Here is a 17,503-nt window from a genome sequence, read left to right on the forward strand (position 1 = left end):
GCCGCCGGTCCGGCGCGGCACGGCGCGGCGCGGCGCGGCGGCGAGTTCAGGCCATGGCCTCCCGCTGCAGCTCGACCACGTTCACCTGCGGGCCGAACACCTCGACCACCAGCGGCAGCAGATGCGCGTGGTGCGTGAGGAACAGCACCTGCGTGCGGGTGGACAGCTCGCGCAGCGCGGCGAGCCCGGCCTTCGAGCGCGTGTCGTCGAAGTTGATGAACAGGTCGTCGGCCACGAACGGCAGCGCGGCCTTGTTCTCGAGCTGCAATTCGAGCGCGGCGATCCGCAGCGCGAGGAACAGCTGGTCGCGCGTGCCTTCGCTGAGGCCGCCCACCGCCACCGGCTTGCCGTTCGCGCGCCGCGCGGACAGCTCGGGCGGCTGGCGCTCGGTGTCGACCACCAGCCGCGAGAAATCGCCGAGCGTGAGCGCCGCGAAGATCTCGCTCGCGCGGCCCAGCATCGGCCCCTGCCGCTGCTCGCGATAGCGCTCGATCGCCCAGCGCAGCAGGCGGCTCGCGGTGGCGGCCTCCAGATACTGTTCGGCCGTGTCGCCCATCGCGGCGAGCGCCTCCTGGCGCTTGGCCTCGGCGAGCGCGGCGCTCGACTGGCCGGCGATCGCGTCGAGCGCCTGCCGGGCCACCACCTCCTCCTGCGCGAGCCGGCTCAGCGTCGCGCCCAGCGCCTCGCTGTCGTGCCGCGTCGCTTCGAGCCGTGCCGGCATCTCGGCCAGATCCTGCCCGGCGATCTCGGCCGCGATCGCGTCGGGCGCGAGCCCGTCGCCGTCGCGGATCAGCGTGGCGCGCGCGGCCGCGATCTCCTCGCGAAGCCGGCGCGCCGTGTCCGAACGTGCCGCGAGCGGCAACGCCGCGTCGATCGAGTCGACCTGCGCGCTCGCCAGCAGCGGCGCGACGCGCGCCTGTTCGGTGGCAAGGCCCGCGTTCGCCTCGTCGAGCTGGCGCCGCGCCTGGGCGAGCGCCTCGTCGGCGCGGGCGATCGCGGCCGCGTTCTCGCGCGCCGCCAGCAGCCGGGCGGCCAGCACGCGCGCGATCGCGGCGCCGTCGTGCGTCGCCGGCAGGCCGGGATCGAGCGCGTCGGCCAGCACCGCGGCCTGCCGCGCAAGCGCGGCCAGGTCGGCCTGCATCGCGTCGAGCCGGCGCGCCGGCACGTCGGCCGCGGCCAGATGCGCGGCCACCTCGTTGGCCAGGTCGACGGCGCCCTGCGCGGCCGCCTCCGAATTCGCGCGCTCGCCCAGCCGCGCCTCGGCCAGCGCCGCGCGCCACTGCTCGTCCCACTTGTCGTGATCGCGTTGCGCGCGCTCGACGCGGGCCGCCGCCGTGGCGCGTGCCTGCTCGGCCTCGGTCACGCGCGCGTCGAGGTTGCCGCGCTGCGCGACGGCACGCTCGGCCGCCTGCACGAACGCCTCGGCCGCGCCGAGCCACTGGCTCAGCCGGTCGGCGTCGAGATCGGCATCGACGCCGGGCGCCGCCGCGAGCAGCGCGGCAGCCAGCGCCTGTTGCGCGCCCGCGCGTTCGGCGCGCAGGCCGTCCAGCTCGCGCGCCTGCTGGTCGACCGTCCGCTGTGCCGCCAGCGCCGTTTCGCGCCGCCCGAGCCAGTCGCCGAGGTCGGCCAGCGCCATGCCCGGCAGGCCGGCGGCCTCGGCCGCCTCGCTCCAGTCGCGCCGGGTGGCCGCGAGTGCCTGCTCGGCCTCGGCGAATTCGGTTTCCCTGCGCGCGAGCCGCGCGCGTTCCACCTCGAGCTGCTGCCGCAGCGCCTGCAATTCGGCGGCGGCCTGCACCGTGCCGAGCTGCGCGTCCACGAGCTGGTCGGCGCGCAGGATCGCGTCGTCCAGCGCCGATGCGCCGGCGTCGAGCGCGACGGCGCCGCGTTTCAGCTCGCTCCACAGGCCGTCGCGTCGCACGCGCTCGGCGCGCACCTCGGCTTGCGTCACGATCTGCCGACCCTGTACCGCGTGCCGCTCCTGCAGCGCGAGCTTCTCGAACGCGAGGCGCGCCTCGGCCAGCGCGCCGCGCGCGGCGCCCACCGCGCTCAGGCCGTCGCTGTCGGCCTTCTGGTACGCGGCGAGCCGCGCGGCCGACGGCAGGTCCATCGTCCTCAGCGCCGCGACCGGAGCACGCCAGCGGCCGAGCTGGTCGAGCGCGTCGGCGAGCGTGTGGCCGCTCTCGGCGAGCGCCTGTGCCAGCGCGCGCTCCTTCGCCTCGCTCTGCCGAAAGCCCTGCGCGTCGGCCAGCGCGGCGCGCAGCGCGTCGGGCACCTCGTCGGCCACGATCGCCGCGCGCTGCGCGCTCAGTTGCTTCAGTTCCTGCTCGCGTTCGGCGAGCGCGTCGCGCGCGCCGTCCAGCGCCTGCTCCAGCGCGCCGCGCCGATGCAGCAGGTTGGTGACCGTCTTCAGCGCGAGTTCGGACGGCAGCGCCGCGCGCAAGGCGGCCTCGTCGCGCGGCCAGCCGAGCTGCGCGGCCGCCGCGAACGCGGCCTCGAGTTCGCGCGCGATCTCGGCTTCCACCAGCGGACGCGCCTGCTCGTGACGCGCGCATTCGACGCGCAGCGCGTCGAGCGCGTCGATGTCGGCGGCGAAGGCGATCGCGTCGGCATCGGCGACCAGTGCGTCGCGCTCGGCCTGCCGTGTCGTTAGCGACTGACGATTCAGTTCGAGCTGCTTATGTTCGACGGCGAGCGTGGCGCGAGCATCAAGCAGATCGGCCGTCGCGCTCGGCGGCAGGTCGATCACCGGGCCAAGCGCCTCGAGTTCGGCCGCCTTCGCGGCTTCGGCGTTGAGGTAGGGCGCGAGGCGCCGCACGCGTTCGAGCTTCGAGCGCTCGGCGTCGAGCCGGCGCTGCGCGGCGCGCGCCTGCTCGATCTCGCCGCGAATCCTGTCGAGCGCCTCCTGGCGCTCGACCCAGTCGCGCGTGCGGACCTGGAATGCACGCAGCTCGGCGGTGGCGTCGGTGAAGGCCGCCTCGGCGACGGCGAACGTGGTCTTGCCGCTGCGCGGCGCCCACAGCGCGGCGCGCAACGCTTCCAGCTCCTCGCGCACCGGGCCGAGGCTGCCGACGCCGGCCGCCGACTCGAACAGCACCTGCCCGAGCTTGTCGGACGCGTCGAGCAGGCTGCGCCCGCCCGCCACCAGCCGCTCGTGGTCGAGGCCGAACATCTGCTCGAAGAACTCGCGGGTCGCGCCGTCGAGCACCGCGTCGAGGAAATCGTCGGGCAACTTCGCATCCTTGCCGTCGGGCGTGCGCAGCGATTTGTTGCCGCGCGCGCGATGGAACGCGAGCGTGGCCGGGTCCGCGCCGCCGCGTCCGACGTCGAGCACGCCGCCCAGGCGCAGGTCCGAGATGTCGTGGACGAAACTGAGCGGCGTCTTCAGCTTCATGCCGAACAGCAGCTCCGACACGGCGGTGCGCACCGTCGACTTGCCGGCCTCGTTCGGTCCGACGATCACGTGGAAATCATGCGCCGCCGCCGGGAACCGCAGCGTGGCGTCGGTGAACTTGCCGTACTTGAACAGATCGAGTTGACGAATCCGCATCGCTCACTCCCCCCGCGCCAGGCGCGCGAGCAGCGCCGTGCCCACCTGCTCGACCAGTGCCGGCAGCTCGCCCGCGCGCGCGGCGCCGAGCAGCGGCACGTCCTCGCCGCGCACCTCGCTGCGCACCTTGCCGACGAACGGCTTCAGCTCCCGGTCGAGACTCGCGAGAAACTCGGGATCGTGAATCGCCTCGGCCAGGATGCGCCGCAGGTCGTCGAGCGCTTCGAGCGGCTCGCCGTGCGCGACCGGCTCGGCGGGCGGCACCGTGCGCAGCTTGACCTTCTCGAGCCAGAGCCGCTGGTTGCCGAGCATGCCGATCTGGTTCAGCACCTCGGCACGCAGCTCGGCCGCGCGGCCGAACAGCTGGCCGTGCAGCGGCGTCGCGCCGGTGACGGTCACGCGCACCGCGCGCGGCACCTCGCCGTCGGTCGCGAGCAGCGCCTCCAGCGCGGCGCCGATCTTGTGCGACAGCGCCTCGATCGTCTCGCAGTCGCCCGCCTCGACGTCGAGCGCCTCCCAGCGCAGCACGTCGATGAACAGCCGCTCGACCTGCGTGCGGCCGCCCTCCACCGTCACCAGCACCGCGCCGCGCCGGCCCGTCTCGCGGATGTGGCGCCCCTGGAGGTTGCCGGGGAACACGATCGTCGAGGCCTCGTCCCATTGCTGGAACTCGTGGACGTGGCCGAGCGCCCAGTAGTCGTAGCCCTTCGCATGCAGCTCGGCGCGCGAGCACGGCGCGTAGTTCGCGTGGATCGTGCCGCCCTCGAGCGCCGTGTGCAGCACGCCGATGTTGTAGGCGCCCGGCACCGGATCGGGATAGCCGATCGCGAGGTTGTCGATAACCGATTTGTCCTTGAAGCTCTGGCCGTGCAGCGCGACGCGCGTGCCGTCGGCGTCGTTGACGACGAGCTGATAGCTGGCCGGCTTGCGCGACGGGAACACCGTGACGTTGGGCGGCAGCGCGAGCTTCTTGCTCATCTCGCTTTCGGCGTCGTGGTTGCCCCACAGCACGAACACGGGGATCTGCGCCTGCCGCAGGCGGGCCATCTGCCGGCCGAAGAAGATGCCGGTGTTGTGATCCTTCCAGTCGCCGTCGTAGAGATCGCCGGCGATCACGACGAACGCCACCGCTTCGTCGATCGCGCGATCGACGAGCAGTTGCAGCGCGTCGCGCGAGGCATGGCGCAATTGCGCGGCGGGCGCGTCGGGATAGGCGCTGAGGCCGTGCAGGGGGCTGTCCAGGTGGATGTCGGCCGCGTGGATGAACTTCACGACGAGTCCTCTCGTTCGAATCGGGGGAAGGGCCGCCTGGGGCGCGCGCGACTCGTGTCGCGCCGGGGCGGCTTGGTCAGCAGATTGTAGAGGGCAATCGCCGGCGGGATGCGGAAAGATTGGCGGGCTGGTTGTGCGGGCGGGTGCTTGGGAGGTTGTGCGGGCGGGCGGTCGGCCCGATGCGGCACGGCGCTTCGCAAGCCGCCGCGGGCCGCCCTTGCCGGCCGTTCGCGCGTTTGCCGGTCCGATGCCCGACGGCGGCCGGCGCCTAGCGCCGTGTCGTGGCCGCGCCGTTCGCCGCGTCCGTGCCTTCGACCATCGCCGCCGGCAGCGTCAGGCGCGTGACGCCGAGCGCTGGATCGGCCTCGATCGCCGTCTCGTCGAACGGCGTGCGCAGCCAGCGCCGCGCCGCGTAGCGACGCGTGCCGTCGGCGTAATGCGGCGAGGCCGGGTCGTCGGACTCCGAATGCGCGAGCAGCGTATGCGCTTCGGGTCCGTGCGCATCGAACGTGACCACCTGCAGGTAGCTGTTGCCCGCCATCGCGTCGGCCGTGATCGGCTGATGCGCGCGGCGCTTGTCGTAGTCGCAGACGGCGGTGAAATAGCCGAGATTCGAGCAGCCGCCGTAGAGCGGGATCGCCTCGCCGTTGCGCGTCAGGTAGAGCGTCTCGCCGCGCGTGGCGTCGAGCGCGAAGCCGGCGTCGGTCACGGCCAGGATCGCGGCGCCGAACGCCTGCACGATCGCGGGATCGTCGGCGCGCAGGCCCGCCGGCGTATGCAGCGGATCGGCCGGGTCGAACGGCTTCGCGTAAAGCCGCGCCGGCGCGAGCGTCTCGACGCGCGCCCGGAACTGATCCCACAGATGCACGCCGCGCGCCTCGGGATCGGCCACGCCGCGCCAGGCACGCAGCGTCGTGCAGGCCACGGCGGTCGGCGCGACGCGCGCGGGGCGGAACACGGCACCGCTGAGCGGGTCGCGCTCGACCGTGATGACCGGGCTCGCGCAGACGCGGTCGAGCACGGCCTGCCGGTCGCGCGTCGCCGGCAGCGTCTCGCCCGCCAGCGAGAAGCGCTCGAGGTCGGCGGTCGTCACCGGCTTCGGGGCGGCCGATGTGGCCGGCGCGTTCGGCGCGTTCGGCGCGTCTGCCGCGTTCGCTACGTTCAATGCGTTCAATGCGTTCAATGCGTTCGATCCGCTCGATTCGCTCGATTCGCTCGATTCGCTCGATCCGCTCGATCCGCTCGATCCGCTCGATCCGCTCGATGCGCTCGATACGTCCGATGTGTCCGATGTGTCCGACGCGCTCGGTGCGCTCGACGCTGCAGCCAGCGCCGCCTCCCGCATCGCGAACCGCAGGCCGAGCCGCGCGCGCAAATCGAGCGGCGCGACGCCGATGCCGGTCACGCGCGCAAAGCCCGTCAACGGCGCAGCCGGGTTGGCGAGCCAGTAGCTGTTGTTCATGTTGGCGACGAAATCGCGTCGCAGCAGGCCGGGCATCGCGTCCGCGGGCAGCGAGCCCGGTCGCGCGGCGGCGCTGTCGCGGCGCCAGTCGCAGTCGGCGCGCGAGCCGTCGAGGAACGGCACGCCGGGCAGCTTCGCGTCGAACGCGCGGCCGAGCGGCGGCGTGCAGCGCTCGGCCAGCGCATCGGGTACGTCCGGCACGTTGCCGATGTCCGAATACCAGACCCGCGGGTCGGCGCGCCCGATCGCGAGCGTGTTGACCCACGGCATCGCGGTCGAGGCCTTCTGCGCCGCGATGAACGCGTCGAGCGAACGCGCGCGGCCGAACGCGAGGAAGGTGCGGAAGATCGCGTCGTTACCGGCGTTCACGTCGCGGATCGCGAACGCCTGCGTGCGGGTCCAGGCCAGCGCCGGCGACCACGACGACAGGTCGACGACCGGGCCGTAGCGGCTGCGGTACAGCGTGCGCGTGACGTTCGCAAGCGTGCCGTCGGGGCGGCGCACCGGCACCGTCAATACCACCGGCGTCATCGCGACGCGCCGGCCGTCGACGCGATAAGCGGTCGGATCGTCCGCGGCGAGCGTCAGCTGGAACAGGCCGAAGCGGCGCGCGCCGGACACCGTGTGGGTCCACGCCACGGCGTCGTTGTAGCCGATCATGATCACCGGCACGCCGAGAAACGAGGCGCCGCTCACGTTCAGCCGGCCGGGAATCGTCAGTTGGGCCTGATAGAAACGGTCGGGGCCGCTCCAGAACCAGTGCGGATTGCCGAGCAGGATCGGCTCGCCGTGCGTGGCGTCGCGGCCGAACGCGATGCCGTTGCTACCGATGCCGTGGTGGCCGCCGACATGCATCGCATCGGCGTCGAGACCGGCGAACATGGCGGCGGCCGGCGCGGCACGGCCCGCCGTGTCGTCGGCATGCAATGCCGCGCCGGCGGGCGGCCGCGCGTTCGCGATCGCCGGGATGAAATATGCCTCGCCGCCGGCCAGGTTCGCCGCGTAGAGGCGCCGGTAGATGTCGTCATCGCTGATGGCCGCGAGCCACGGCGCCGCGCGGCACGCGGCATGCCGGCCCGGCGCCCCGCCCGCGCGAATCCCGGCGAGATAGCGGTCGTAGCCGGCCGCGAAGCCGCTGATCAGTTGCCGTAGCTCGGGCGGCTGGCCGCCGCGATAACGATCGAGCGTCGCCGTCGACGCGACGAGCCGGAAAAAGAAATCGGAGTCGAGATTGGTCGGCGCGCCGAGCGTGGAACGCGCGGACGGCCTGCCGTCGGCACCGAAGAAGCGTGCGCGCTCGCCGCGATAGGTGACGAACGCCTCGGCCATCGTGCAGAGGTTGTCGCTCGCCTGCGCGTAGCCGTAGCCATAACCGAGCGCCCGCCAGTTCGCGGCCTCGATGTGGGGGATGCCGTCGGTGGTGCGGCGGATCACGACCGTGGCGGCCTGCCCCGGATCGGCCGCCGGGTTGGTGACCGGATCGACGGCCGCATTGGCGCCCCTCTCGCGCGGGCCGGCACACCCCGTGCTGCCGACCAGGCCCGCGAGGCTCGCGGCCACCGCGAGCGCCGCCCCCCATCCGAAGAATCGCCGGCCGATCCGGCCGGCCGCGTCGTACCGCTTCACCAAACGTGCGAAAACCATGCGCCTCCCAGGCGTGACTGATGGACGGCCGAAGCCCGTTCCGACCGGCCGCGCCGTGCGCAACGCACGGCCGGCGCCGGTCGGGGATGGCCTCTCTCGATCCCTTGACACGCGCAGGAGCATCGTTATTGGAATGCGGTGGCGGCGCTGGCGAAGGGCCTCCCTTCGGCAGCGTGCCGTGCCCGGAGCAAGCCGGGCGACCTCGGATGCGTCAGGCGCCGTCGGGATCGGTGCCGTCGGCACCAACGACACCATCGGCACCGGATCGCGCGTCGCCGCCTTCGAGGCCGTCGGCGCGCGCCTTCGGCCGGCATTCGGCGCAATAGCCGTGCAGCACGAGGTGGTGGCCCGTCAGCAGATAACCGAGCGAATCGGCGGCCGCCTTCTCGCGGCCGTCGATCAGCGGATCGGAAAACTCGTCCACCTTGCCGCAGGCGAGGCAGATGATGTGGTCGTGCCGCTTGCCGTCGTTGAGTTCGTAGACGTGGCGGTTCGAATCGAGCGTGCCGCTCGTCAGGATGCCCGCTTCGACGAACTGCGAGAGCACCCGGTAAACCGTCGCGAGACCGATGTCGATCTTCTCCGCCACCAGATGGCGAAACACGTCCTCGGCGCTGACGTGCCGCGGACGCGCCGCCGCGAAGAATTCCAGCACCTTCACGCGCGGCAACGTCGCGCGCAACCCCGCTCCCTGCAACTGTTCATGGACTGGCATCAGCATAGGCGAATCGACAAAAGATGGACCGGCCCGGGCGGCCCGCCGCGATCGATCTCGCCGCCCTGCCGCCGCGCGCCCCGGCCCATGTACCCGGCCGATCGACGACGACCGTCGGGACGGGTAATCGGTAATCGCGGCCGTTACGGCGCGTACCCGATACATCGGCGCCACGCCGCGCCGGCCGCGCGCGTAGGCGTTACCATACCTCACAACAATACGAATGAGAATCATTTGCACAAATGAAAAGACTTGCGCATCATGTCGCGACTCAGTCGATCGGAGAAACCATGACGCAACACAACTTCACCGCCCCGACGCCGGCCGCCGCCGATCGCGTCGCATCGCGGCCGGGCCACGCGCTCGTCGAGATCCTGCTGTCGCGCCAGTCGCACTGGCAGCTGACCGAGCCGGCACCGCGCGACCATGAGCTCGGCCTGATCCTCGACGCCGCGTTGCGCGCGCCCGATCACGCGCAGCTGCGGCCGTGGCGCTTCGTGCTGATTCGCGACGAGGCGCGCGCCGAGCTGGCCGAGGTGCTCGTGGAACTGGCCGTCGCGCGCGAGCCGGACCTGCCGCCCGACCAGCGCGAGGCGCGCGGCCAGGCCGCCTACGCGGCGCCGCTGATCATCGCGGTGGCCGCCGCGATCAGCGACGCGCACGGCATCCCCGAGATCGAGCAGATGCTTTCGACGGGCGCCGCGACGATGAACATGCTCAACGCGATCCATGCGCTCGGCTACGGCGGCTTCTGGATCACGGGGGCCGACAGCTACGATCCGAAGCTCGCCGCGGCGCTCGACTTCGAGCCGCACGACCGGCTGCTCGGCTTCCTGATGGTCGGCACGCCGGGATCGGCGGACGCGCCGCCGGCCCGCCCGCCGCGCGCGAATCATGTGCGCGAATGGCTCGGCCGCTCGGCGATCTGAACGGCGATCGAGCAGCGGATCAAGCCGGCCCCGCGGTCGGGTCGGCGACCACGTCGGCAATCAAGCCGTCGACCGGGCTGACAACCGCATCGGTTCGACCAACGGGTCGGGCATCGAACCGGCGGCCGGCATGAGCCGGCCGCCGCGCCGCCTCAAAGCACGCTCGCGCCGTTCGAGGCGGCGAGCCCGGCGATCTGCGCGGTCCCGCGATCTTCGTAGGTGAATTCCGCGCCCTTCGCGGTCTCGATGATCTGGCCGCGCTCGATCCGGATCACGCGGTCGGCGACGTGGAAGTAGCGGTCGTCGTGCGAGACGATGATCAGCGTCTTGCCCTGGCGCTTCAGTTCCGGCAGGAACACCGTATAGAACACGCGGCGGAAGGTTGGATCCTGGTCGGCCGCCCATTCGTCGAACATCATCACGGGCCGCTGCTCCAGCATCGCGTGGATCAGCGCGAGCCGCTTGCGCTGCCCGGTCGAGAGATCGATCGTCGAGAACACGCCGTCCTCGATCTTCACCTTGTGCGCGATCTCGAGCTGCTCCAGGTAAGCCTGCGCGCGCCCGATCAGCGCCGCGTCGCGCACCACCAGATCGTCGAACAGGTGATAGTCGGCGAACACGGCCGAATAGAGCTGGCGATACGCATCCATCTGCCCGGCCTCGACCGGCGCGCCGTTCAGCAGCAGTTCGCCGTGCCCCGCCTCGTAGAGCCCGAGCAGCAGCTTGATCAGCGTGGTCTTGCCGCTGCCGTTCTCGCCGATCACGAACAGCATTTCGCCGCGCTCGATCTTCAGGTCGATCGGGCCGAGCTTGAACGGCGGCTGGTCGCCGACGGGCGGGAAAGTCCACGACGCGTGGCGCAACTCGATCTCGCGCAGTTCGACCGCATCGGCCGCGGGCTCGCCGTCGAGCAGCCGCGCCTCGCGGTTCGCGAACTGCGCGGTCAGCTCGGCGATGCGCTGGAACGAGATGCGCGCCTGGATCAGCGCCGGCAGCCCGCTCGCGAGCGTTTCCACCGGCCCGCGCACGTAGAGCAGCACGATCACGAAGCCGCTGACCACTTCGGGCGACACGCCGAGCCGCTGCTGCAACAGCAGGATCGCGCCGATCACGACGAAGAACAGCGTCGTGCCCGACGCGCTCGCGCCGTAATAGAGGCGCATCGCCTTGATCTTGAGGTTCGAGATCTCGTCGGCCGCGCCCGACAGGCGCACGTTGAACACGCGCCGGCGGCGTTCGCGGTTGATCCGCAGTTCCTTCGCGCCCTCGGTGATGGCGCGGTACTGCTTCTGCAGCTCGTCCTGCGCGCCGCGCACGCCCTTGTAATAATGGCCCCACTTGAGGCTCGCGTACTGGTTGATCGCCACGCCCACCACGATCGCGACCAGCGCGATCAGGAACAGCGACGGCGACAGCACCAGCATGTACGCCACGCAGCCGAGCGTGATGGCGGCCGCGACCGCGAAGTTCGGGAAGCTGAAAGTGAACGCGCTGACCGTTTCCACGTCGCTGTTCAGCGTCGAGAGCAGCCGGTGCGTCTTGTAGCGTTCGAGCGCGGCCACCGGCGCGCAGACGATGCGCGCCGAGATGTCCTTGCGCAGCGCCGCGATGATGCGCTGGCCGGTGACGCTGTTACCGATCCCGGCGATGCCGTTGCAGAGCAGCGTGACGAGGCACAGCGCGATGAAGGTCACGGCCGTCTTCATGCCGATGCCGCCCGGCGCGTGCAGGCTGCTGTTGATCACCGACAGCAGCCACGCGGTGCAAAGGCCGCCGACGATGCCGAGCAGCGTCGCGATCAGCGTGACCGGAAGGAATGGCCTCAGCAGTTGCAGCAAGGTGCCGCCGTAGTTCGCGCGGTTCATTGCGCCCTCATCGCGAGTCATTCGATAGTTCCTCGAGTTCGTGGTGTGTTCATCGATCGCGCCGGGCCGGCACCGGCCCTCGCGCCATCCGTGAGCGATGGCCTTGAGAGCCGCTCTCGTTTACCGCCCGCGCCGCCGCCCGGTACGGCCGGGATCGGGGTAGCCACGCGATAATGATTCTTATTTTCAACTCGCGAATGATATTAGCTGGCCATTCAAATGGCAACCGCGCGCCCGGCCGGGATCGGGTGGTTTCAGGCGCGATGCGCGGGGCCGGCACCAGGTAACGACGTCCACGGCAGCCCCAGGCGGCGGACCAGCACCGGCGGGTGGCGGCGAGCGAAGCTACGCCCGCGCGAGGACGCGCGGCCCGCACCGGCATCACTGAAGCACCAGCGCGCCACCGCCCGGCATGTCATGCGCCCGAATCCAGCGCCGCACGAGGGTGCCGCCGCCCCGGAGAGAAACGGCCACGATCCCGGCCCCTCCTTCATGAACCTGGATTTCTACCTTGCACTCTATGCCGTCTGCGTGCCACGGGGGCTGTATTCCCGTTTGGCACGACGCCGGAAACAGCGTGCGGAAGCGGCCTGGGCCGTTGTCGATGCAAGCCATGGCGCCTCCCTTTCAGCAGCCTGTCGGCTCGCCCGGGCCATCGGCGCCCCTGATGGAGGCATGGCTGGCGGCCGGGTCTGGGTCCGGCTTCGGCCGGACGAAATCGCAACCTTCTGGCTGGCGCGCGGCCATGCCGGACACGCGCGACACGGTCCACCGACGCGTCGCCGTACCCTCTCCCCCTGGCCGATTGGCCAATTCGATTTGCCCCCGTTTGTTGTCGATTGTGTTCCCTCCAGATACTGGATATATTTACAGCACTGTATTAATAAACAGTACGAGGTGAGCAATGGAACACCGGGTTCGACTTGTCAACGACACCGACCGCCAGATCCTCGCCTGGCTGCGCAGCCAGGTCGGCGATGAGCGCGTCGCGCGCGCCATCCACCAGCTCGGGCGGGTACGCAAGCCCTATGTCTCGGCGATCTGCCGTTATCTCGGGATGCGGCCGCCGTTCTCGATCCAGCGCCCGGTGCGGCGCGCCGCGATCGATCACTCGGTCGGCGACCATTACCTGTCGCTGATCCGCCAGCATCTGGCCGGCCATGCGGCGCGCTGAGATCCGCCGCGGCACACGGCGGCCGGGGCCACGGCCCGTGGGCGGCCCGCCGTGCAGGCCCGGCCCGGCGGCGGAATCGGTGGCGGCGCTGCCCTTTCCGTTTTCACGAGCCTGGCTGCTCGCCATGGTCGGCCCTGCCTGCCCGAAGCCCGACCTTGCCGCGCGGCTCGTCAGGTCGCTGTCGGCCGCGCAGGCCCGGCATCGAACACGTTGCGCGCGGTCGTCCGTCGGCGCCGTTGGCCGGCGGGTTCGTTCGGGACGGGGCTGACGCGTCGCGCAAGCCCGGCGGCATCCGCATCGGCTGCCTGTGGCACCAATTGGTTCGCTCGCCATCCGGCAGCCAGGCGGGCCACCCCGCCATCCAGCCCGGAAGGCTTGCTGACGCTGCTCGTGGAACGTCCGGCTCGCGGAGGCGCCGGTCATGCCACGGCAAACGACGTCGCGCCGCCGGCCGCCCGGTCCGCCGCGCAGGCCCGGGCCGCTGGCGCCGTCGCTGTCAATGGGGGCTGGCGATCGGCCAGATGTTGCTCTTCGCGAGCGAGGCGATCGTTTCCACGAACGGCTCGGCGCTCACGCTGACTTCGCCCACGAACGGCCGGTCCACCGCCAGCACGAAAAACAGCGTGAGCCCCAATGTAACGGCCCAACTACCGATCAACGTAATGTGAAACGGCGTGGCCGGCAGCACGTACATCAGCGCGAACGACATGGCGCTCACGATCAGGATCACGGCCCAGAGCGTGGCCGGCATCGCCACCTTCAGCGCGCTGAGGCGACGGTGCCGGTGCTTGACCATCTCGTTCGACCGCGCCAGGACTTCGGAGAGCAACGCCGTCTGACGGGCGTCGAGCGGCTGGATATGGTTCGCGGCATCGAACATCGTGTCGAAACGCTGCTGGGTCTCGTCGGCCGCGCTCGCATGCTGCTGCATCGCCGGCCATTCGGTCTGGACGACCGACACCAGATACGCGCGCAGCGCCTGGTTGGCGAGATCGGCGGGGGGCGAACGGAACGCCGCGAGATCGCGCGCCAGTTCCCTCGCGCAGGAGGCTTCGTCCATCACGGTCAGGTCGGCCCTGTTGTAGTCGTCCCAGACGTTGATCGCCGCGAAGGCGACCAGCAGCGAGTTGATGGTCGTGATGACCGACACCATGGAAAGCGTCATGCCGCGCTGCTCGGCATCGAGTTCCAGGAGGTTGAGGCGTCGCGCGACGGCATAGCCGACCAGGACGATGACAAGCGTCAGGCCGACGATGAGCGCTCCCATCAGCGTGGTCGGCAGGTTGTACAGAAACAGCATGGGGGTTCCTCGTGCGGTTATGGCGTTGTGGTTGGAGATACGGATGTCATGCCCGACAGGGCCGGTGCCGGCGCGGCATCGGCCGGCTCCGCGCCTTCGTCGACATGGGGGCCGCCGTCACCGGTCAAGGCCGTCCGGGTCAGCGTCGCGAGTTGCCGCCGCACGGTGTCGAGCGACGCGCCGGCGTCGAGCGTGCGTTGCAGGGCCAGCAACCGTTGCGTGTGCTCGTTCTGCACATGCATGCGCTCCGAGGTCGCGTAGGCGCGCTGACTTTCGAGCGCGGCATGGACCTGCGCCGAGGGGTCGCCGCGCACCACGGTTTCGAGCGAATCAACCACGCGCTGCAGCAGGCGATGCACGGCGCTCGCCGAGAAACCGCCCAGCATCGCCATTGCCGGCTTGCCGAAGCCGCTTGCGCTGCCGCCCGCGAACAGATGCGCGGGCAGGATCTCGACGAGGATCAGCCCCGCGATGAGCCCGAGGATCAGGCGGGCGCCATACGAGGCGTCGAACTTCGGGTCGTAAGTGGAGTTCGCGATATAGCGGTGCGCCTGGAACAGCGTCGCGAACGAGGCGCCGAGCCCCGCGCAGCACATCAGGAACAGCATGTTGACGAGCAGCGTCGTGCCCGACGACGCCAGCATGCCGCGCTCGAGATTCTCGGAAGTGACCTCCGCGGACAGCCCGCTCAGGATCACGGCGCCGAGGAACCCGATCGCCGCCAGTGTCAGCGCGCGGATCAGCGGCACCGGGCCGAGCAGCCCGATCACGTGCGGCGAATGACGATGCCGGTCGAGCAGCGCGACGCCCTGCGGCGTCGCCGGCGCCACCACCTGCGCCAGCCTCGCGTGGATCATCGCGAAGTCGCGTGTTCGCGCGGCAACGCCGGCGCTGTCGCCGGCGGGCCGCTCGTCGCTGGACAGCAGCGCCACCAGGCGCGCGACCGTTTCCGGTGCAACGTGCAGCCCGTGCTGGAGCGCGTGGCGTGCCATCGCTTCGCACTCGTGGCGCAGTTGCGCGGCGAGCGTCGGCGCGCACGCGGCCGCCACGTCACGCTCGGTCTCGACGGGCGCGCTCTCGACAGGCGCGAACAGCGCCGGATTCGATTTCATGGATGGCACCTTCCCCGTCGGTGCGGGCCGCGAATGGACAGCAAGCTCTCGGCGCGCCGGGGCAACTTACCCGCATGAGCGGCGAGATTGGCCGGCGAGTCGGGCCACGCCGGCGCTGCCGGCCGTGAACGCAGGTTCTGCGCGCAGCGCCGGTGCTGGCCGAAGCGCTGGCCCGGATTCGGCATGGCCGCGCGGTACCGCGCGCGTGGCCAGCAGGACCGCAAGGCCGCCGCCCCGGAGACGGCCGCGCCCGACGCGCCCCGCGAAGCGCATACCGATATCGCCGCCGGAAACGAGACCGGACGCATCAACATGTTCGCCATTGAAAGGAATTAAGGAAAACGAATCGATAAAAACGAAAACTTCCGCCCGATCCGGCCCGCCTCTCGCGACTCGACCGAGTCCGACGCAACCGGATCACACATCCAGACGGCACGACCATTCTCGATAGCGAGCCGATTTACCTCCATACGGCAAATGCGGTATTCGCCAAACGCCACGCAGAATAATCGAATCATCCGAATCATCTGAAACACCGTTGATTCGGTATTTCCATCGCATCCAGATCCGCAAAATCGCATCAAGAAAATCAAACCGGCGTGATTTTCCGTTTCATTTGCCATGGCTGCCGTGTTTCCCGATCCATAAGATGGGCGTATCGGGTTCCGCGCCGACACCTGCGTCATACCCGCGGCCCCGCAGGGCAGTGGCAGCGCCGCCGTTTTCGTCAATCTGCAAGATCGCTTCTCGCCGGGCTTCGCGTTACCGCTCGTCATCTGAACCAACGAGCATCGCATCGCCCGTGACGGCCGGTTCGGCCGCGATGGAGCGCGCGCCTTGCGTTTTCGCCATGGACACCGGAATGTCCCTCACCTCGCGGGAAAGCGCCGTGCTCGAACTGATCGCGCTCGGCAACACCGATCGCGAAATCGCGGCGCGACTGGGCATCGCCACCTCAACCGCCAGAAAACACCGCGAAAACCTGTTGATCAAATTTCAAGCCAGGAAATCGGCGGAATTGGTAATGGCCTGGTTCAGGCTGGCGACCGATTCGCCAAGGCATCGGTTTCCGGCCGCGACGGCGCCGCTCACGCCGCGCCAGATCGAGATTCTTTCGCTGCTCGCGCACGGTTTCGGCGACAAGCAAATCGCGCGACACCTGAAAATCAGCGACCAGACCGCGCGCACGCATCGCCCTCAGATGCTGCGTCGCGCGCAGGCCAGAAATGTCTGTGAATTGATTTTCAAGGCGCTCGATTCCGGCTGGATCGCGGTTTCCGATCGTTCCATCGCGCCTACCGCATTTGACGAATGGTGCGATGCGTCGAATCGTAAAAAAATAGGATCAGCCGCTGCGGATTTTCCGCCGGCATCGACCAGGAGAAAACAATGAAGGGATGGCGATTGACATGGCGGCGCATGGGCGCGCGCCTCGCGCTCGCGGCGCTGATCGGCACGGGCGCGGGCGCCTCGGGCCTGCTGCACGCGGCACCGCTGCAGGGTTACGGCGCCGATCCGGCGCAGACGTCGGTATCGGGGCTCTCGTCGGGCGCGTTCATGGCCGCGCAATTCGACGTCGCGTGGTCCACTCACCTGATCGGCGCCGGCATCGTCGCGGGCGGTCCATTCTATTGCGCGGGTCTGTTTCCGCTGGTCAGCCCGGCCACGGCCGCGCAGACCCATTGCATGAACCCGCTCGGCGACACCGGCCCGCGCGCGCAGGACGCGCTGCGCGCCGCCCGGAAATTCGCCGACGAAAAGCGCATCGACGAGGTTCGCGGCCTCGCCGCGCAACGCGTCTACGTGTTCAGCGGCAGCCAGGATCGCACGGTCACGACGCGCGTGGTCGCGCAGGTGCCGCGCTTCTACCAGCTCGCCGGCACCCCGGACAGCCAGATCCGCTACGTCGACAACGTCGCCGCCGGCCACGCGCTGATCACCGACAACCAGGCCGATACGACCTGCGCGCTCTCGCAGCCGCCGTTCATCAACAACTGCGGCTTCGAGCAGTCGCGCGACATCCTGCGCTGGATCTACGGGGACCTGAAGGCGCCCGCGGCCAGCGCGCCGTCCGATCGCCTGCTGAGCTTCGACCAGCGCCCGTTCGATCCCGACGGCGACGCCTCGCTCGGGCAGACCGGCTACGTCTACGTGCCGGCAGCCTGCACACGGGCCGGCGCCGCCTGCCGAATCCACGTGGCGTTTCACGGCTGCCTGCAGAGCGCCGAGAAAATCGGCGAACGGTACGCCAGCAGCACGGGCTACAACGAACTGGCCGAGACCAACCGGATCATCGTGCTCTACCCGCAGGCCGGGGCGTCGGCGAAGAATCCGCTCGGCTGCTGGGATTTCTGGGGTTATACGAGCAAGGATCCGATGAAGCCGGATTTCTTCAGCCGCAAGGCCCCGCAGATCGCCGCCGTGATGCGCATGGTGAACCGTCTTTCCGATCCGCGCCAATGAGTTCCCCGGGGCCGCGGCGT

Annotated in this window: 12 protein-coding genes; 5 read left to right on the plus strand and 7 right to left on the minus strand. The window is 70.2% G+C overall.

All coding sequences use genetic code 11. The features are described 5' to 3' along the window. Positions 1–46 precede the first annotated feature (46 nt). From bpln_RS26380 to bpln_RS26395, 4 genes are all read right to left on the minus strand, one after another. Positions 47–3,547 carry an ATP-binding protein gene (locus bpln_RS26380; protein WP_055140473.1) on the minus strand — a complete coding sequence of 1,167 codons (3,501 nt, stop codon included), beginning with the start codon at positions 3,545–3,547 and terminating at the stop codon, positions 47–49. 3 nt (positions 3,548–3,550) lie between these two features. Further along, entirely contained in the window at positions 3,551–4,819 is a 1,269-nt protein-coding gene (locus tag bpln_RS26385; protein ID WP_042628121.1) for a metallophosphoesterase family protein, read from the minus strand. Positions 4,820–5,087: 268 nt separating this feature from the next. Then, the gene (locus bpln_RS34550; protein ID WP_082465446.1) at positions 5,088–7,925 is read right to left on the minus strand and encodes a penicillin acylase family protein; all 2,838 of its coding nucleotides are present in this window, start codon (positions 7,923–7,925) and stop codon (positions 5,088–5,090) included. 211 nt (positions 7,926–8,136) lie between these two features. After that, positions 8,137–8,646 (minus strand): Fur family transcriptional regulator, encoded by a 510-nt coding sequence (locus tag bpln_RS26395; protein WP_244131944.1) that lies wholly within the window; start codon positions 8,644–8,646, stop codon positions 8,137–8,139. Between the two features lie 284 nt (positions 8,647–8,930). On the opposite strand from bpln_RS26395, the gene bpln_RS26400 reads away from it, so the two are divergent. Continuing rightward, positions 8,931–9,569 carry a nitroreductase family protein gene (locus tag bpln_RS26400; RefSeq protein WP_055140474.1) on the plus strand — a complete coding sequence of 213 codons (639 nt, stop codon included), beginning with the start codon at positions 8,931–8,933 and terminating at the stop codon, positions 9,567–9,569. A 152-nt stretch (positions 9,570–9,721) separates the two neighbouring features. Here the strand turns inward: bpln_RS26400 and bpln_RS26405 are convergent, their stop codons facing one another. Continuing rightward, a complete protein-coding gene (locus tag bpln_RS26405) occupies positions 9,722–11,455 on the minus strand; it encodes a cyclic peptide export ABC transporter (RefSeq protein WP_055140475.1) in 1,734 nt (577 codons plus the stop codon). Between the two features lie 883 nt (positions 11,456–12,338). Here bpln_RS26405 and bpln_RS26410 point away from each other — a divergent pair. Further along, positions 12,339–12,608 carry a CppA family protein gene (locus tag bpln_RS26410; protein WP_042628124.1) on the plus strand — a complete coding sequence of 90 codons (270 nt, stop codon included), beginning with the start codon at positions 12,339–12,341 and terminating at the stop codon, positions 12,606–12,608. 496 nt (positions 12,609–13,104) lie between these two features. Here bpln_RS26410 and bpln_RS26415 read toward each other — a convergent pair whose 3' ends face one another. Together bpln_RS26415 and bpln_RS26420 are read right to left on the minus strand one after the other, a co-directional pair. Further along, positions 13,105–13,908, minus strand: a complete 804-nt coding sequence (locus tag bpln_RS26415) for a bestrophin-like domain (RefSeq protein ID WP_055140476.1) — start codon at positions 13,906–13,908, stop codon at positions 13,105–13,107. Between the two features lie 17 nt (positions 13,909–13,925). Next, positions 13,926–15,020 carry a hypothetical protein gene (locus tag bpln_RS26420; protein ID WP_055140477.1) on the minus strand — a complete coding sequence of 365 codons (1,095 nt, stop codon included), beginning with the start codon at positions 15,018–15,020 and terminating at the stop codon, positions 13,926–13,928. A 183-nt stretch (positions 15,021–15,203) separates the two neighbouring features. On the opposite strand from bpln_RS26420, the gene bpln_RS36865 reads away from it, so the two are divergent. The 3 genes from bpln_RS36865 to bpln_RS26430 all read left to right on the plus strand — a co-directional run bounded on the left by bpln_RS36865 (position 15,204) and on the right by bpln_RS26430 (position 17,483). Continuing rightward, the gene (locus bpln_RS36865) at positions 15,204–15,356 is read left to right on the plus strand and encodes a hypothetical protein (RefSeq protein ID WP_158336100.1); all 153 of its coding nucleotides are present in this window, start codon (positions 15,204–15,206) and stop codon (positions 15,354–15,356) included. 526 nt (positions 15,357–15,882) lie between these two features. Then, positions 15,883–16,413 (plus strand): response regulator transcription factor, encoded by a 531-nt coding sequence (locus bpln_RS26425; protein ID WP_226993660.1) that lies wholly within the window; start codon positions 15,883–15,885, stop codon positions 16,411–16,413. Beyond that, on the plus strand, positions 16,410–17,483 hold the full coding sequence (locus bpln_RS26430) for an extracellular catalytic domain type 2 short-chain-length polyhydroxyalkanoate depolymerase (RefSeq protein WP_042628128.1): 1,074 nt from the start codon (positions 16,410–16,412) through the stop codon (positions 17,481–17,483). Before bpln_RS26425 ends, bpln_RS26430 begins: the two co-directional genes overlap by 4 nt. The last annotated feature ends 20 nt before the right edge of the window (positions 17,484–17,503 follow it).

This window comes from Burkholderia plantarii (assembly GCF_001411805.1).
GTDB lineage: Bacteria > Pseudomonadota > Gammaproteobacteria > Burkholderiales > Burkholderiaceae > Burkholderia > Burkholderia plantarii.

What these genes read in the sequence shown, in the direction of transcription:
- bpln_RS26380 (WP_055140473.1), bottom strand. Translation starts at nt 3,547, where the DNA reads ATGCGGATTCGTCAACTCGATCTGTTCAAGTACGGCAAGTTCACCGAC.
- bpln_RS34550 (WP_082465446.1), bottom strand. Translation starts at nt 7,925, where the DNA reads ATGGTTTTCGCACGTTTGGTGAAGCGGTACGACGCGGCCGGCCGGATC.
- bpln_RS26395 (WP_244131944.1), bottom strand. Translation starts at nt 8,646, where the DNA reads ATGCTGATGCCAGTCCATGAACAGTTGCAGGGAGCGGGGTTGCGCGCG.
- bpln_RS26400 (WP_055140474.1), top strand. Translation starts at nt 8,931, where the DNA reads ATGACGCAACACAACTTCACCGCCCCGACGCCGGCCGCCGCCGATCGC.
- bpln_RS26405 (WP_055140475.1), bottom strand. Translation starts at nt 11,455, where the DNA reads ATGACTCGCGATGAGGGCGCAATGAACCGCGCGAACTACGGCGGCACC.
- bpln_RS26410 (WP_042628124.1), top strand. Translation starts at nt 12,339, where the DNA reads ATGGAACACCGGGTTCGACTTGTCAACGACACCGACCGCCAGATCCTC.
- bpln_RS26415 (WP_055140476.1), bottom strand. Translation starts at nt 13,908, where the DNA reads ATGCTGTTTCTGTACAACCTGCCGACCACGCTGATGGGAGCGCTCATC.
- bpln_RS26420 (WP_055140477.1), bottom strand. Translation starts at nt 15,020, where the DNA reads ATGAAATCGAATCCGGCGCTGTTCGCGCCTGTCGAGAGCGCGCCCGTC.
- bpln_RS36865 (WP_158336100.1), top strand. Translation starts at nt 15,204, where the DNA reads ATGGCCGCGCGGTACCGCGCGCGTGGCCAGCAGGACCGCAAGGCCGCC.
- bpln_RS26425 (WP_226993660.1), top strand. Translation starts at nt 15,883, where the DNA reads ATGTCCCTCACCTCGCGGGAAAGCGCCGTGCTCGAACTGATCGCGCTC.
- bpln_RS26430 (WP_042628128.1), top strand. Translation starts at nt 16,410, where the DNA reads ATGAAGGGATGGCGATTGACATGGCGGCGCATGGGCGCGCGCCTCGCG.